The sequence below is a fragment of the Pseudomonas sp. FBCC-B545 genome (assembly GCF_059134095.1).
Genome location: NZ_CP101441.1, coordinates 4,961,395 through 4,976,102 on the forward strand (window position 1 = coordinate 4,961,395; position 14,708 = coordinate 4,976,102).

Sequence of the window (14,708 nt, forward strand, 5' to 3'; positions counted from 1 at the left end):
CTTTTATTTTCGGTATGGCACGACTCATGCTCTACACTCTTTGACGATTACCTGAGGCGCCTTAGGAGCCGTCACGGGCATTCGCTGTACAAAAGAGCCGTTTAGCTGGCTTCATAAAAAAAACAAATGTCGAGGAAGTATTGATGCGCATCGTTCCCCATATCCTGGGCGCAGCTATTGCTGCTGCTCTGATCAGCACTCCAGTTTTCGCCGCCGAACTCACCGGCACACTGAAGAAAATCAACGACTCCGGCACCATCACTCTCGCTCACCGCGACAGCTCCATTCCGTTTTCCTACATCGCGGATGGTTCGGGCAAACCCGTGGGCTACTCCCACGACATTCAGCTGGCCGTCGTTGAAGCCCTGAAAAAAGACCTGAACAAGCCCGACCTGAAGGTCAAGTACAACCTGGTGACTTCGCAAACCCGTATTCCGCTGATCCAGAACGGCACCGCGGACCTCGAGTGCGGCTCCACCACCAACAACGCCGAACGCGCCCAGCAAGTCGATTTTTCGACTAACATCTTCGAAATCGGCACCCGCCTGCTGGTCAAGAAAGACAAGGAAGGCAAGCCCTCCTACAGCGACTTTGCCGATCTTAAGGGCAAGAACGTCGTGACCACCGCTGGCACCACGTCCGAGCGCATCATCAAGGCGATGAACGCCGACAAGCAGATGGGCATGAACGTCATCTCCGCCAAGGACCATGGCGAATCCTTCCAGATGCTCGAAAGCGGCCGTGCCGTTGCGTTCATGATGGATGACGCCCTGCTCGCCGGCGAAGAAGCCAAGGCCAAGAAGCCGGACGACTGGGTCATCACCGGTACTCCGCAGTCCTTTGAAGCCTATGCCTGCATGGTGCGCAAAGGCGACCCGGCCTTCAAGAAAGCCGTGGATGACGCCATCGTCGGGCTGTTCAAATCCGGCGAAATCAACAAGATCTACGCCAAATGGTTCGAGAGCCCTATTCCACCAAAAGGCCTGAACCTCAACTTCCCGATGAGCGAAAAGGTCAAGGAACTGATCGCGAATCCGACCGACAAGCCGGCACCGGAAGTAAAGATCTGAAAACCTGACTAACCTTATCGCCTGGGGGGCTCACTCCCCCCAGGCATCTGTTACTACCTGCTAGCTTTAATTTGGAACACTCGACCTGGCGGTTTCCGAGCCGATCGTGTGTGCCTGGCATTCATTGCCAGGCGGGAAAGGATCTTCCCCAAGCGGGTGCTAGTACATTGATCGATCTCGAGGGGAGACCCTAATGAATTACAACTGGGACTGGGGCGTGTTCTTCAAGTCCACTGGCGTTGGCAGCGAGACGTATCTCGACTGGTACATCGCCGGCCTGGGCTGGACCATCGCCATCGCTGTCGTGGCATGGATCATCGCCTTGCTGCTGGGCTCCATTCTGGGGGTCATGCGCACCGTGCCAAACCGCATCGTATCGGGCATTGCGACCTGCTACGTGGAACTGTTTCGTAACGTGCCGTTGCTGGTTCAGCTGTTCATCTGGTACTTCCTGGTGCCCGACCTGCTGCCACAGAACCTGCAGGACTGGTACAAGCAAGACCTGAACCCGACTACCTCGGCCTACCTGAGCGTTGTCGTGTGCCTGGGCCTGTTCACCGCCGCCCGCGTGTGTGAACAAGTGCGTACCGGCATCCAGGCGCTGCCCCGTGGCCAGGAGTCCGCCGCACGCGCCATGGGCTTCAAGCTGCCGCAGATCTACTGGAACGTGCTGCTGCCCCAGGCCTATCGCATCATCATTCCGCCGCTTACCTCGGAATTCCTCAACGTTTTCAAGAACTCCTCGGTGGCGTCCTTGATCGGCTTGATGGAACTGTTGGCGCAAACCAAGCAGACCGCCGAGTTCTCGGCCAACCTGTTCGAAGCCTTCACCTTGGCCACGCTGATCTATTTCACCCTGAACATGAGCCTGATGTTGCTGATGCGCATGGTCGAGAAGAAAGTCGCAGTGCCCGGCCTGATCTCCGTGGGGGGTAAATAATGGAATTTGATTTCAGCGGCATCATCCCCGCCATCCCGGGCCTGTGGAACGGCATGGTCATGACCCTGCAGTTGATGGTCATGGGCGTGGTCGGCGGCATCATCCTGGGTACGATCCTTGCGTTGATGCGCCTGTCGTCCAGCAAACTGCTGTCGCGTGTGGCCGGCGCCTATGTGAACTACTTCCGCTCGATCCCGCTGCTGCTGGTGATTACCTGGTTCTACCTGGCGGTGCCGTTCGTGCTGCGCTGGATCACCGGCGAAGACACTCCCATCGGTGCGTTCACCTCCTGCGTCGTGGCGTTCATGATGTTCGAAGCCGCGTATTTCTGCGAAATCGTGCGAGCCGGCGTGCAGTCGATTCCCAAGGGCCAGATGGCGGCGGCACAAGCCATGGGCATGACCTACGGGCAGACCATGCGCCTGATCATCCTGCCCCAGGCGTTCCGCAAGATGACGCCACTGTTGCTGCAACAATCGATCATCCTGTTCCAGGACACTTCGCTGGTCTACACCGTGGGCCTGGTGGACTTCCTCAACTCCGCCCGCTCCAACGGCGACATCATCGGCCGCTCCAATGAGTTCCTGATCTTTGCCGGTGTCGTCTACTTCATCATCAGCTTTTCCGCCTCGCTGCTGGTCAAGCGTCTGCAAAAAAGGTTTGCCGTATGATCTCTATCAAGAACATCAACAAGTGGTATGGCGACTTCCAGGTGCTGACCGATTGCAGCACCGAGGTTAAAAAAGGCGAAGTGATCGTGGTGTGCGGGCCGTCCGGCTCGGGCAAATCCACCCTGATCAAGTGCGTCAACGCTTTGGAACCGTTCCAGAAAGGCGACGTAGTGGTCGATGGCACCTCCATCGCCGACCCGAAGACCAACCTGCCGAAACTGCGTTCGCGGGTGGGCATGGTATTCCAGCACTTCGAGCTGTTCCCGCACCTGACCATTACCGAAAACCTGACCATCGCGCAGATCAAGGTGCTGGGCCGCAGCAAGGAAGAAGCCACCAAGAAAGGCCTGCAGCTGCTTGACCGCGTGGGCTTGTCGGCACACGCCCACAAGCATCCTGGCCAGCTCTCCGGGGGCCAGCAGCAACGTGTGGCAATCGCCCGCGCACTGGCCATGGACCCGATCGTCATGCTGTTCGACGAACCGACCTCGGCACTGGACCCGGAAATGGTCAACGAAGTACTCGACGTGATGGTGCAACTGGCCCAGGAAGGCATGACCATGATGTGCGTGACCCACGAAATGGGCTTTGCACGCAAAGTGGCCGACCGCGTGATCTTCATGGACGCCGGCAAGATCATCGAGGACTGCCCGAAGGAAGAGTTCTTCGGCGACATCAGCGCCCGCTCCGAACGTGCGCAGCACTTCCTTGAGAAAATTCTGCAGCACTAAGTACTACTTAGCTAAGTACACAGCTCCTACTGTAGAAACCGGGCCAATGTGGGAGGGGGGGCAAGCTCCCTCCCACACTGGACCACACAGGCTGGCAGCTCTGGTTGACCCAAGGCATCTGTGATGAAATGCGACCCCAATCAATATCGCGCCGCGCCGCCATCACTTGCCGTGAAGCCTCGTCTGATACGCCAACTCTTCCTGCCGCCGTTGATCATCGCCCTGATGGTCGGCTTGGGCTATATCGGCTTCTGGGTCAGTGAGTACTATGGCATCCGCACCCTCAGCGATAACGGCGAACGCCAGTTGGAGCTGCACGCCCGCACCGTCGAAAGCGAACTGAGCAAATACACCTACCTGCCCAGCCTGTTGGAGCTCGAGTCGAGCGTTTCGCGGTTGCTGGCCGACCCGAACCAGGAAACCCGCACCACGGTCAATGCTTACCTCGAGGGCCTGAATCGCCGCAGTCGCAGCCGGGCCATCTACGTGATGGACACCACCGGCCGCGTGCTGGCCACCAGTAACTGGCGCGATGCCGACAGTTACCAGGGCGAAGACCTGTCCTTCCGCGCCTATTTCCAGAATGCCGTACGCGGCCAGCCCGGCCGCTTCTATGGCATCGGCAGCACCAACGGCGAACCCGGCTATTACCTGGCCCATGGCTTGGAAGAGCATGGCAAGATTATCGGCGTCGCGGTGGTCAAGGTCCGCCTCGAAGCCTTGGAAGAACGCTGGCAACGCGCCCGCCTCGAAGCTTTCGTAAGCGACGAGAACGGCATCATCATCCTCTCCAGCGACCCGGCCCGCCGCCTCAAGGCCGTACGCCCACTGAGCGAAGACACCAAGGAACGCCTGGCCCACAGCCTGCAATATTACTGGGCAACGCTCAACGAACTGCAGCCCCTGGCCCGTGAGCGCCTGAACGAAGGCACCGAGAAACTGACCTTCCCGGCCAACAGCGAAGTGGTCAACGACGAGCACGCCGTCAGCTACCTGGCGCAAACCCGTCCGCTCAACGACACACCGTGGCATTTCACCCTGCTCACCCCGCTCAACGACCTGCGCCGCGCCGCGATCAACCAGGGCATCCTGGTAGCCGTGGCCTTTGGCCTGGTGGCCTTTTTGCTGATTGCGTGGAATGAACGGCGCAAAGTCATTGCCACCCGCCTCGCCGCCCGGGAAGCCCTGCAGGAGGCCAACAGCCAGCTGGAACGGCGGATTGCCGAACGCACCGCCGACCTGCGCGCCAGCAACGAACGGCTCAAGGGCCAGATCCGCGAACGGCGCCAGGCCGAAGAGACCCTGCGCCACGCCCAGGACGAACTGGTGCAGGCCGGCAAACTCGCGGCCATCGGCCAGATGTCCACCAGCATCGCCCACGAATTGAACCAACCGCTGGCGGCCCTGCGCACGCTGTCGGGCAACACGGTGCGTTTCCTCGAGCGCGGCGCCCTGGACACCGCCAGTACCAACCTCAAGGCCATCAACGAATTGATCGACCGCATGGGCCGCATCACCGCCAGCCTGCGCTCCTTTGCCCGACGCGGTGACGACCAGGGCGAAGCCAACCTCGGCAAGGCCGTGGACGCCGCGTTCCAGGTACTGGGCGCACGCCTGGACGGCCTGCCGTTGACCTTGCACCGTGACTTCATCAACGTCCAATTGCAGATCGACCAGACGCGCCTGGAGCAGATCCTGGTCAACCTGATCGGCAATGCCCTTGATGCGATGCAAGCGCAACCGGCACCGCAGCTATGGCTGGAAGGCCAGGTCGTCGATGGCAAATACCGCCTGCGGGTGCGTGACAACGGCCATGGCATCGACCCCGAGACGCGCAAGCATTTGTTCGAACCGTTCTTCACCACCAAGCCTGGCGAGCAGGGCCTGGGCCTGGGCCTGACGCTATCGGCCAGCCTCGCGGCGGCCACCGGCGGCAATCTCGCCGTGGAGCACCCTGCCGGTGGTGGTACTGCCTTTGTCCTGAGCCTGCCGCTGGTGGGCACTCAACAAGCCGAGTCGACATGAATACAGACACTACAACTGCGACCGACGACCTCACCGTGCTGATCGTCGAGGACGACCCCCATGTGCTGCTGGGCTGCCAGCAAGCCCTGGCGCTGGAAGACATTCCCAGCATCGGTGTGGGCAGTGCCGAAGAGGCGCTGCATCGCATCGGCGAAAACTTCGCCGGCGTCGTCATCAGCGATATCCGCCTGCCGGGTATCGACGGTCTGGAACTGCTGACCCGACTCAAGGCCCTGGATAAAAGCCTGCCGGTGGTACTGATCACCGGGCACGGCGACATCTCCATGGCGGTGGGTGCCATGCGCAATGGCGCCTACGACTTCATGGAAAAGCCCTTCTCCCCCGAACGCCTGGTGGAAGTCGCCCGCCGCGCCCTGGAGCAGCGCGGGCTGGCGCGGGAAGTCTGGTCGTTGCGTCGCCAACTGGCCGAGCGCGACTCGTTGGAAGGCCGCATCATTGGCCGCTCGCCGGCGATGCAAAACCTGCGCGAACTGATCGCCAACGTCGCCGACACCTCGGCCAACGTGCTGATCGAAGGCGAGACCGGCACCGGCAAGGAGTTGGTCGCGCGCTGCCTGCATGATTTCAGCCGGCGCCATTCCCACCAGTTCGTCGCCTTGAACTGCGGAGGCCTGCCGGAGAACCTGTTCGAAAGCGAAATTTTCGGCCACGAAGCCAACGCCTTTACCGGCGCCGGCAAGCGCCGCATCGGCAAGATCGAGCACGCCCACCAAGGCACACTCTTCCTCGATGAAGTGGAAAGCATGCCGATCAACCTGCAGATCAAACTGCTGCGTGTCCTACAGGAACGCACCCTGGAACGCCTGGGTTCGAACCAGAGCGTGGCGGTGGATTGCCGGGTTATCGCCGCCACCAAGTCCGACCTCGACGAACTGAGCCGCGCCAGCCAGTTCCGCAGCGACCTGTACTACCGCCTCAATGTGGTGACCCTGGAACTGCCGCCCCTGCGCGAGCGGCGCGAAGACATCCTGCAGCTGTTCGAACACTTCCTGCAGCAATCGTCACTGCGCTTCGACCGCAGCGTCCCGGACCTCGACAACCAGACCTTGTCCAGCCTGATGAGCCACGACTGGCCGGGCAACGTGCGGGAGCTACGCAACGTCGCCGAACGCTTCGCCCTCGGCCTGCCCGCCTTCAAGAAAAGCGGCGCCGGCAGCGGTAACCAGGGGCTGGCCTTTACCGAGGCAGTGGAAGCCTTTGAGCGCAACCTGCTCAGCGACGCCCTGCAACGCAGCGGCGGCAACCTGACCCAGGCCAGCCAGGAACTGGGAATGGCCAAGACCACGTTGTTCGACAAGGTCAAGAAATACGGGTTGAGCCACTGATGGACCTGTTTTTGAAGGCCGCCCTTGGCGCGGCGGTGGTGTTGATCCTGGCGGCGTTGGCCAAGACCAAAAATTATTACATCGCGGGGCTGGTGCCGCTGTTTCCGACCTTTGCGTTGATTGCCCATTACATCGTCGGCAAGGGCCGTTCGGTGGAGGACTTGAAGACCACCATCGTGTTCGGGATGTGGTCGATCATTCCTTACTTTGTGTATTTGGCGACCTTGTATGTGATGGTGGATCGGATGCGGCTGGAAGCGTCACTCGCTGTGGCGGCCGTAGCGTGGTTGATGGCCGCGACGGTGCTGGTCAGCGTGTGGGTACGCCTCCATACCTGACTCAACTCGGTCCAAAATGTGGGAGGGGGCTTGCCCCCGATAGCGGTGTGTCAGTCACCTAGTCTTCAACTGACCCACTGCCATCGGGGGCAAGCCCCCTCCCACATTTTTGGACCACAGTGTGTCAGCGGACGATCTTGTCGACTTGGATGCCGAGCTTTTTAAGGCGATACCAGAAGCTGCGCTCGGAAATCCCGATGCGCTGCGCCGCCGCGGCCTGAACGCCATTGCTCTCCTGCAACGCCGCGAGGATGTAGGCCTTCTCCACCTCTGCCAACGCCGCATCCAGGTCCCGTGGCACCCCCGGCCCGTCGCTGAGAATCGCTGTCACCCCGCCCTCGCTCGGCTTGGAAGCAAACAGATACCCGGGCAAATCAATATCTTCGATCACCGGCGACGCCGCCACGATGGTCGCGCGCTCCACGCAGTTCTGCAGCTCGCGGATATTGCCCGGCCAGTGATATGCCGCCATGGCCTGTAACGCCTCGGGGCTGAAACCGGTAATGCGTTTGCCGGCAGTGGCGCTCAACGTCTGGGCGAAGTGCCGGGCCAGGGGCGCGATGTCTTCCACGCGCTCGCGCAAGGCCGGCAGCGGAATCGGGAACACGTTGAGGCGGTAATACAGGTCTTCACGAAACTCTTTGTTGGCCACCGCATCCAGCAGGTTCTTGTTGGTGGCGGCGATCACCCGCACATCCACCTTGCGCTCCCGCGGGTCGCCCACCGGCTCGATCACCCGCTCTTGCAAGGCACGCAAAATCTTGGCCTGCAACGCCAGGGGCATATCCCCGACTTCGTCGAGAAACAGCGTGCCTTTGTCCGCCTGCATGAAGCGCCCGACCCGGTCGGCCACGGCGCCGGTGAAGGCGCCTTTGCGATGCCCGAACATCTCGCTTTCCAGCAAACCTTCGGGAATCGCCGCGCAGTTGACCGCCACAAAGGGCTTGTCGGCCCGGCTGCCATGCTTGTGGATGGCGCGGGCGACCATTTCCTTGCCGGTGCCGCTTTCGCCGGTCAGCAGGATGGTCGCGCTGCTGTCACGTACCGAATCCACCGCCTGCAATACCTTTCGGAACGCCGGGCTGTCGCCGACCAGGCTGTCAAACTGTGCATGCTCGTCCAGTTCGGCGCGCATGCGTGCGTTGTCGCGCATGATGTCGCGAAATTGCAGGGCCTTGGCCACGGTGATGTCCAGCTCGTCGATATCGAACGGCTTGGCGATGTAGTCATAGGCGCCGTTGCGCATCGATTGCACGGCATTTTTCACCGTGCTGTAGGCGGTCATAACGATCACCGGCACCTGGGGGTAGCGCAGCTTGATCTCGGCAAGCAGCGCCGGCCCGTCCATGCCCGGCATGCGCCAGTCGCTGATGACCAGGTCGATATCCTCATCCCCCAGCACCTTGAGGGCATGCAGGCCATTGCCCGCGCTGAACACCTGGATGCCGTTCTGGCTCAGGGCGGACGACAACAGGTCACACAGCTTGGGCTCGTCGTCCACCACTAATACGTTATGCGTCATGCCCATCCTCATCTTCGCCGTCGTCTTCACCGTTAGCCGGAATGTACAGGCTGAACGTGGCGCCGGCATCTTTCTCGCTGGCGCATTCGATGCTGCCGTCATGACTTTCCATGATCGAATAGACTTTGGCCAGGCCCAGCCCGGTGCCCGACGCCTTGGTGGTGACGAATGGCGTGAAGATGCGCTCGACCATATCCGCGGCAATGCCCTGGCCGGTGTCGGCGATGCTGATCACTGTGTTGTCGCCGACGCTGCGGATCCCCAGGGTCAGGCGCCCGCCTTCGGGCATCGCATCGATAGCATTAAGAATCAGGTTGAGGCAGGCCTGCTTGAGCTGCTTGGCGTCGGCGTAGATGGTGGCGTCGGGCGCCTGGTCGTCAATCTGGGCATCGATGTTGTGGCTGCTCAGTTCCGGGCTGCAGAAACCGAGGATCTCTTCCACCAATGTGCGGGCCGGCTGCAACACGCGGATCGGTGGGTTGGGCTTGGCGAAGTCGAGGAACTCGGTGATCAGGTCGTTGATGCGGCTGACCTCGCTGATAACATATTCCAGATGGCGCTTGTCGGTATCCGCGAGGTCGGCGCGCCGGTGTAACAGTTGGGTGGCGGTCTTGATGATGCCCAGCGGGTTGCGGATTTCGTGGGCCAGGCCCATGGCGACTTCACCCAGGGCATGCAGGCGATCACGTCGGCGCAGCTGGGCTTCGAGGTGATGCAATTCACCCAGGCGCTCGGTCATATGGTTGAAGGTGCTGCTCAACTGCGCCAGTTCGTCACCGCCGCTGACCATCACGCGGTGCGTGTAATTGCCCGAAATCACCGCGTCCACGCCCTCGGACAAGTCCCGCAGCGGCTTGGTCAGGCGCCGCGACACCAGCAACCCGGCTGCCAGGGACAGCGCCGAGCTGAGCAGGAAGATCAGCACGAACAGGTTGCTCTGGTTCACCAGCCCCACCAGGCTGGTATGGCGCAGCAGTCCGCTGAAGATCACCCCTTGCAGCTCGCCCGCATCGTTGAAGATCGGCCAATACAAGCCGCTGTACTGGTTGGTGAACTGCTCGCTGGGTTGTTTGGTACTGCGCAGTGCAGCCTCGACGTTTTTCGGGATGCGCGACGGGTGGTTCTCGAAGCGCTGGGTGGAAAAAATTTCAGAAAAGCCTGCGGGGTTGGCCAGGTAAAGACGCAGGTCGAGGGAGTGCACATCGGCCACGCTGGTAAGGAAACTGCTATCCAGGTAGGTCGCCACCAACAGCAGGTAGTCAACGCCGTCACGGCTGGTTTCGAAGGTCGACACCACCAGGCCGGTGCTAACCCCGGCGACTTGCACGGTCTGCAGCACCGCGTTGCTGGTCAGGCTGATCTGCCTGACGATGTCATCGGCGGCCGTGCTGAACACCACTTTATGGTCACTGGTGCGAATCAGCGCTACCACGTCGATATCGGTAGCCTCGGCGATATCGGCGGTCAGCCGGTCATGCTTGGCGGCTTGTTTGGACGACGGCGGGCTGGTGTAGCGCAGGAACAGCTTGGCCATGCGCGCGTTGTCATGAAGGATGTCGCCGATCTCGTCCTTGACGATCTTGGTCGACTCTTGCAGCCAGATGCGTACGTTGCTGTCGAAAATCTGCGACAGCGTGGTGGCAGCCAGCTCGGCCGCGATCATGGTCGGAATAACGCTGACCAGCCAGAACGCCAGCACCAGCTTGCGCTGGACGCTCCAACGCGAAATGGCAAAGGGGCGGGCTTTCTGGCGGGTCTTGGTGATCATCAGGTTTCGCTTATCGCAGCAGCCATGGCAGGGTCGGAACGATCCGGTCGAATAAACAGTTTTACAAGCTTGAGCAAGCCGTTGACCAGCCGGTTGCGGTGGCGAAAGAACAGGCTGTTGCCCTGGAACTCGCACCCCAGGCGCAGTTTACTGGCATACCCGGCCTGGCCGCACTCGTACAGCGGGATTTTGTGTTGAATACAATAGTCGACATTGGTCAGCCAACTGCGAAAGTAGAGGTTGTATTCGCGGCTGAACTGGATGTCGTGTCCAAAGAACTTGTCCACCAGCCGATGCTCGTCCAGCAGGATCAGGTTGAACGCCACCAGGTGTTCGCCCACCCAGTAAAGAACACAGATCGCCCGCTCGTTGAGTTGTTCGAGCACTTGGGTGAAGTAACCGGCGGGCAGGCGCTCGAACTGCAGGTCCGCGCGCGTCAGCGTCGCTTCATACAGGCGCATGACCTCAGGCAGCACGTCATCGATATTACGGCGCCACTCGACCCGCGGCCCCGGTGCGCGCAGCTTGCGGCGCAGGTCCTTGCGCGTGGATTTGCCCAGCGAACCCAGGTACGCGTCCACCGAACCGTAGGGCAGCGGCAACACACCAGTCGGCAGACTCGGCATAGCTTGAAAGCCCGCGGTGCGGCAGCTATCGACCCAATCCGGGTCGTTGCTCGGCGCGTCCTTGACCGCCACCAACCCGATACCGAACTGATCGGCATCGCCACGCGCAGCCGCCAGCAACTGTTGCAGCAACAACGGGCGCCGGGCCTCGGGCACATGGCTGGCGACCCCGGCGTCACAGCGCTCAGCCACCGGCGAACCGATGGCGTATAACGCCAGTTGCAAAACACCCGGCCACAGCCGGTCCAGGCGCTCGGTCAAGCGCTTGCCGGCCCCCGACACCGTGGTGTCGAGGCGATAACGGGTGATGAACGCGGCAGCCACAGCCACCAGGGTTTGTTCCTCGTAGACCGCCAGGTAACGCCACTGAAAGTCATCGATGGCGGCGTTTTCCACGGCCAGGTAATAGTCCCAATCCTCCAGGGCACCGGGAAAACAGTCGTTCCAGGCATCGCGCTGGATGGCGCGGATGGTCGGGAAGGCTTGGGTGGTTAGCACAGATTGCCCTTATTTCTATGGCGAACGCCGATCCAATGTGGGAGCTGGCTTGCCTGCGATGCAGGCGCCTCGGTACGTCAGGCAGACTGCAGTGATGCCATCGCGGCGGTGCGGCGATCCGACAAGCCCGCTCCCACATTGACCTGCGTTGGCTTGAACACCGCATGCTGCCCGATAAACTCGGCACTCAACTCGATCACCCGTCGGTATTGCAGGTCGACGGTGATCATGTGGTAGCAGTTATCCAGCAGGATCTTGGTCACCGGACCGCCGAGGTGGCGCTCCACGTAGTCGGCGTTCCAGCGGCTGGTGATGTCATCCTCAATGGAGTGCAACACCAGCGCCGGTACCTTGACCTGGGGCATGCGTTTCTTGACCACGGCGTTCATACGGTGCAACTCGCGCACGGTGATGCCTTCCATGGTCAGCAACCCCGCCTCGCTGCTTTCCCCTTCCTTCATCTGCCGCTCGACGATGGCTCGCAGGCGCTCGTTCTTGATGCCGTAGGGCGGCTTCTCTTCGAAGCGGCAGATGTGCACGCCGAACGGAATCTTCATCAGCAACGGCGTGAGGAACGCCAACTTGTTAATGCTCCAGCCGTCGTACTTCAAGGTGGTGGAATACATCAGCAGCCCGGCGACTTGCCCTGGGTGTTCAGATGCGACATACATCGACATCACCGCCCCCATGGACAAACCACCGACGAACACCTGCTCGTGGCGTTGCCTGACCTGTACGAAGGTCTTGCGCACCCCTTCGTACCAGTCCAGCCAACCGGTGGCTTGCAGGTCGTTGTTGTCGCCGCAGTGCCCGGCCAACGTCGGCACATACACCGTGCAGTTACCCGCCTTGGCCAGGCCCTTGGCGACCTGGCGCAACTCCGTCGGGGTGCCGGTCAGGCCGTGGATCAACAGGATCCCGACCGGACCTTCACCGAGTACGAAACCGGCATCGCCTTCACCGAGGTCAATACCGTGCGCACTCACCGCTGGGTCGCTCGCACCAGCAGTTGCTCGAGCAGCTTGAGGCCCAGGTCGATTTCCGGGTAGCTGATTTCCAGGGACGGGGCCAGGGTGATCACGTTCTTGTAGTAACCGCCCACATCGAGGATCAGCCCGAGTTTCTGGCCGTCTACGACCATGTCGCCTTTCATGCCTTCCTCGACCATGTAGTCCAGAGTCGCCTTGTCCGGAGTGAAGCCGTCCGGCCCGCAGATTTCGCAGCGCAGCGCCAGGCCCAGGCCATCGACGTCGCCGATGATCGGGAAGCGTTTCTGCAGGTCTTGCAAGCCTTCCAGGAAGTATTTGCCCTTGGCCATGACCATCGCGCCGTAGTCGACTTCGCTGGTCATCTTGAACATCTCCAGGCCCACCGCCGTACCCAACGGGTTGGAGGCGAAGGTGGAGTGGGTCGAACCTGGCGGGAAGATCTTCGGGTTGATCAACTCTTCACGGGCCCAGATGCCCCCCAGTGGGTTGAGACCATTGGTCAATGCCTTGCCGAACACGATCACGTCCGGTTGTACGTCGAAATGTTCGATCGACCACAGCTTACCGGTGCGATAGAAGCCCATCTGGATTTCGTCGGACACCATCAGGATGCCGTGCTGGTCCAGCACATGCTTGAGTTCGCGATAGAAGTTCATCGGCGGGATCACGTAGCCGCCGGTGCCCTGGATCGGCTCGACGTAGAACGCAGCGTATTCGCTCTGGCCGACTTTCGGGTCCCACACGCCGTTGTATTCGGTCTCGAACAGGCGGGCGAATTGCTGCACGCAGTGGCTGCCGTACTCTTCCTTGGTCATGCCTTTCGGACCACGGAAGTGGTATGGAAACGGGATAAATTGCGCACGCTCGCCGAAGTGGCCGTAGCGACGACGGTAGCGGTAGCTGGAGGTGATCGACGAGGCGCCGAGGGTACGCCCGTGGTAGCCGCCTTCGAAGGCGAACATCAGGCTCTTGCCGTTGGTGGCGTTACGTACCACTTTCAGGGAATCTTCGATGGACTGCGAACCGCCGACGTTGAAGTGCACGCGACCGTCGAGGCCGAACTTGTTCTTGGCGTCGACCGCAATCATTTCCGACAGCTCGATCTTGCCTTTGTGCAGGTACTGGCTGGCGATTTGCGGCAGGGTGTCGATCTGCTTTTTCAGCGCATTGTTCAGCCGCGGGTTGGCGTAGCCGAAGTTGACCGCCGAGTACCACATTTGCAGGTCGAGGTAGGCCTGGTCTTCGGTGTCCCACACATAGGAGCCTTCGCAGCGGCTGAAAATGCGCGGCGGCTCGATGTAGTGAACAGTGTCGCCGTAGGAGCAGTACTTGGCTTCCTTATCCAGCAGAACCTGGTCTTCGGCGGTAGCGATACGGATATCAGACATGATGGAAGAGTTCCTGATTGTCAGCAGAGGTATTGAAGGTGGTGGCGTTGGCGGCGATGCCCTGTGGCAGCTTGGCCAGCAATGCAGGCACTTCGGCGAAGGTGTCGAAGCGCGCGTGAGGTATCTGGTTGGCGACGCAATATTCGGCGAGGCTGCCTTTGGCGAACACGAAGTCGGCGGTGGAAGCCACGCACATGTCCGACTTGCCGTCGCCGATCACCAGCACGCGCTTGTTGCGCGGGGTGGATTTGCACTTGCAGTTGCCGGACGCGGCGCGGCACGCATCGCTGGCATAGGGGAAGTCGATGCGCCAGCTGTTGTGGTCGACCTGGCGCAGGCGGTTGGCGAGGATCGGCAGCAGGGTCACGTAATGGCGCGACAGGATGCGGGCGATGCCTTGTTCGATGCCGTCGCTGACCACTTCAATGGTCGCGCCCAGGTCCATGACGTGATCGACGAAATCCGGAAAGTCCGGGTCGATCTCGACGCTGTCGAAATACGCCAGCAGTTCACTTGGGGTCGCCTTGATCAGCGCCAGTTGGCGGCTCAGGCATTCGCGTGAACCGATGTGCCCATCCAGCCATTCCTGTTCGATGGTTTCCCACTCGGGGCCGGCGAAGCGTTGGAGGACGTTGTCGATGACATCCGTGGGGGTAATGGTCCCATCGAAGTCACACACGATATGCCAGTGGATCATCTGCCTTTCCTTTAGGTAAAGGGCCTTGGAGAGTGCGCTGTGTGCGCTTGCCAAGGGATAGAGCAGGGACTGTGCCAACTGGCCAAAGCCCAGCGGGGC

At 60.9% G+C, this 14,708-nt stretch carries 13 protein-coding genes; 7 read left to right on the plus strand and 6 right to left on the minus strand.

Annotated elements, in window-relative coordinates; genetic code table 11:
* Positions 1-143: 143 nt before the first annotated feature.
* The 7 genes from NMB39_RS23055 (at position 144) to NMB39_RS23085 (ending at position 7,121) form a co-directional block, all read left to right on the plus strand.
* Complete coding sequence (locus NMB39_RS23055) at positions 144-1,070, plus strand: glutamate/aspartate ABC transporter substrate-binding protein (RefSeq protein ID WP_043048814.1); 927 nt, start codon at positions 144-146, stop codon at positions 1,068-1,070.
* Between the two features lie 193 nt (positions 1,071-1,263).
* Positions 1,264-2,010, plus strand: a complete 747-nt coding sequence (locus NMB39_RS23060) for an amino acid ABC transporter permease (protein WP_057012160.1) — start codon at positions 1,264-1,266, stop codon at positions 2,008-2,010.
* The gene (locus tag NMB39_RS23065) at positions 2,010-2,681 is read left to right on the plus strand and encodes an amino acid ABC transporter permease (RefSeq protein ID WP_057021812.1); all 672 of its coding nucleotides are present in this window, start codon (positions 2,010-2,012) and stop codon (positions 2,679-2,681) included. Before NMB39_RS23060 ends, NMB39_RS23065 begins: the two co-directional genes overlap by 1 nt.
* The gene (locus tag NMB39_RS23070) at positions 2,678-3,412 is read left to right on the plus strand and encodes an amino acid ABC transporter ATP-binding protein (RefSeq protein ID WP_046071143.1); all 735 of its coding nucleotides are present in this window, start codon (positions 2,678-2,680) and stop codon (positions 3,410-3,412) included. The genes NMB39_RS23065 and NMB39_RS23070 overlap by 4 nt, the downstream gene beginning before the upstream one ends.
* 123 nt (positions 3,413-3,535) lie before the next feature.
* Complete coding sequence (gene aauS, locus NMB39_RS23075; RefSeq protein ID WP_057021811.1) at positions 3,536-5,437, plus strand: two-component sensor histidine kinase AauS; 1,902 nt, start codon at positions 3,536-3,538, stop codon at positions 5,435-5,437.
* Between the two features lie 65 nt (positions 5,438-5,502).
* The gene (aauR, locus tag NMB39_RS23080) at positions 5,503-6,783 is read left to right on the plus strand and encodes a two-component response regulator AauR (RefSeq protein ID WP_231989063.1); all 1,281 of its coding nucleotides are present in this window, start codon (positions 5,503-5,505) and stop codon (positions 6,781-6,783) included.
* Positions 6,783-7,121, plus strand: a complete 339-nt coding sequence (locus tag NMB39_RS23085) for a GlpM family protein (protein WP_124361500.1) — start codon at positions 6,783-6,785, stop codon at positions 7,119-7,121. Before aauR ends, NMB39_RS23085 begins: the two co-directional genes overlap by 1 nt.
* Before the next feature lie 124 nt (positions 7,122-7,245).
* Here the strand turns inward: NMB39_RS23085 and NMB39_RS23090 are convergent, their stop codons facing one another.
* The 6 genes from NMB39_RS23090 to NMB39_RS23115 form a co-directional block, all read right to left on the minus strand.
* The gene (locus tag NMB39_RS23090; protein ID WP_057021808.1) at positions 7,246-8,643 is read right to left on the minus strand and encodes a sigma-54-dependent transcriptional regulator; all 1,398 of its coding nucleotides are present in this window, start codon (positions 8,641-8,643) and stop codon (positions 7,246-7,248) included.
* Complete coding sequence (locus tag NMB39_RS23095; protein WP_057021807.1) at positions 8,633-10,411, minus strand: sensor histidine kinase; 1,779 nt, start codon at positions 10,409-10,411, stop codon at positions 8,633-8,635. Before NMB39_RS23095 ends, NMB39_RS23090 begins: the two co-directional genes overlap by 11 nt.
* The gene (locus NMB39_RS23100) at positions 10,411-11,535 is read right to left on the minus strand and encodes a GNAT family N-acetyltransferase (RefSeq protein ID WP_494340023.1); all 1,125 of its coding nucleotides are present in this window, start codon (positions 11,533-11,535) and stop codon (positions 10,411-10,413) included. The genes NMB39_RS23095 and NMB39_RS23100 overlap by 1 nt, the downstream gene beginning before the upstream one ends.
* 77 nt (positions 11,536-11,612) lie before the next feature.
* Positions 11,613-12,521, minus strand: coding sequence for an alpha/beta hydrolase (locus NMB39_RS23105; RefSeq protein ID WP_198719132.1), 909 nt, complete (start codon positions 12,519-12,521; stop codon positions 11,613-11,615).
* A complete protein-coding gene (locus NMB39_RS23110) occupies positions 12,518-13,912 on the minus strand; it encodes an aspartate aminotransferase family protein (RefSeq protein ID WP_046071135.1) in 1,395 nt (464 codons plus the stop codon). Before NMB39_RS23110 ends, NMB39_RS23105 begins: the two co-directional genes overlap by 4 nt.
* Positions 13,905-14,609 (minus strand): MtnX-like HAD-IB family phosphatase, encoded by a 705-nt coding sequence (locus NMB39_RS23115; protein WP_057021804.1) that lies wholly within the window; start codon positions 14,607-14,609, stop codon positions 13,905-13,907. Before NMB39_RS23115 ends, NMB39_RS23110 begins: the two co-directional genes overlap by 8 nt.
* Positions 14,610-14,708: the final 99 nt, after the last annotated feature.

Excerpts from the sequence above, each read along its gene's own strand:
- aauS (WP_057021811.1), top strand. The coding sequence starts at position 3,536 with ATGAAATGCGACCCCAATCAATATCGCGCCGCGCCGCCATCACTTGCC.
- NMB39_RS23060 (WP_057012160.1), top strand. The coding sequence starts at position 1,264 with ATGAATTACAACTGGGACTGGGGCGTGTTCTTCAAGTCCACTGGCGTT.
- NMB39_RS23065 (WP_057021812.1), top strand. The coding sequence starts at position 2,010 with ATGGAATTTGATTTCAGCGGCATCATCCCCGCCATCCCGGGCCTGTGG.
- NMB39_RS23085 (WP_124361500.1), top strand. The coding sequence starts at position 6,783 with ATGGACCTGTTTTTGAAGGCCGCCCTTGGCGCGGCGGTGGTGTTGATC.
- NMB39_RS23055 (WP_043048814.1), top strand. The coding sequence starts at position 144 with ATGCGCATCGTTCCCCATATCCTGGGCGCAGCTATTGCTGCTGCTCTG.
- NMB39_RS23095 (WP_057021807.1), bottom strand. The coding sequence starts at position 10,411 with ATGATCACCAAGACCCGCCAGAAAGCCCGCCCCTTTGCCATTTCGCGT.
- NMB39_RS23090 (WP_057021808.1), bottom strand. The coding sequence starts at position 8,643 with ATGACGCATAACGTATTAGTGGTGGACGACGAGCCCAAGCTGTGTGAC.
- NMB39_RS23115 (WP_057021804.1), bottom strand. The coding sequence starts at position 14,609 with ATGATCCACTGGCATATCGTGTGTGACTTCGATGGGACCATTACCCCC.
- NMB39_RS23070 (WP_046071143.1), top strand. The coding sequence starts at position 2,678 with ATGATCTCTATCAAGAACATCAACAAGTGGTATGGCGACTTCCAGGTG.
- NMB39_RS23110 (WP_046071135.1), bottom strand. The coding sequence starts at position 13,912 with ATGTCTGATATCCGTATCGCTACCGCCGAAGACCAGGTTCTGCTGGAT.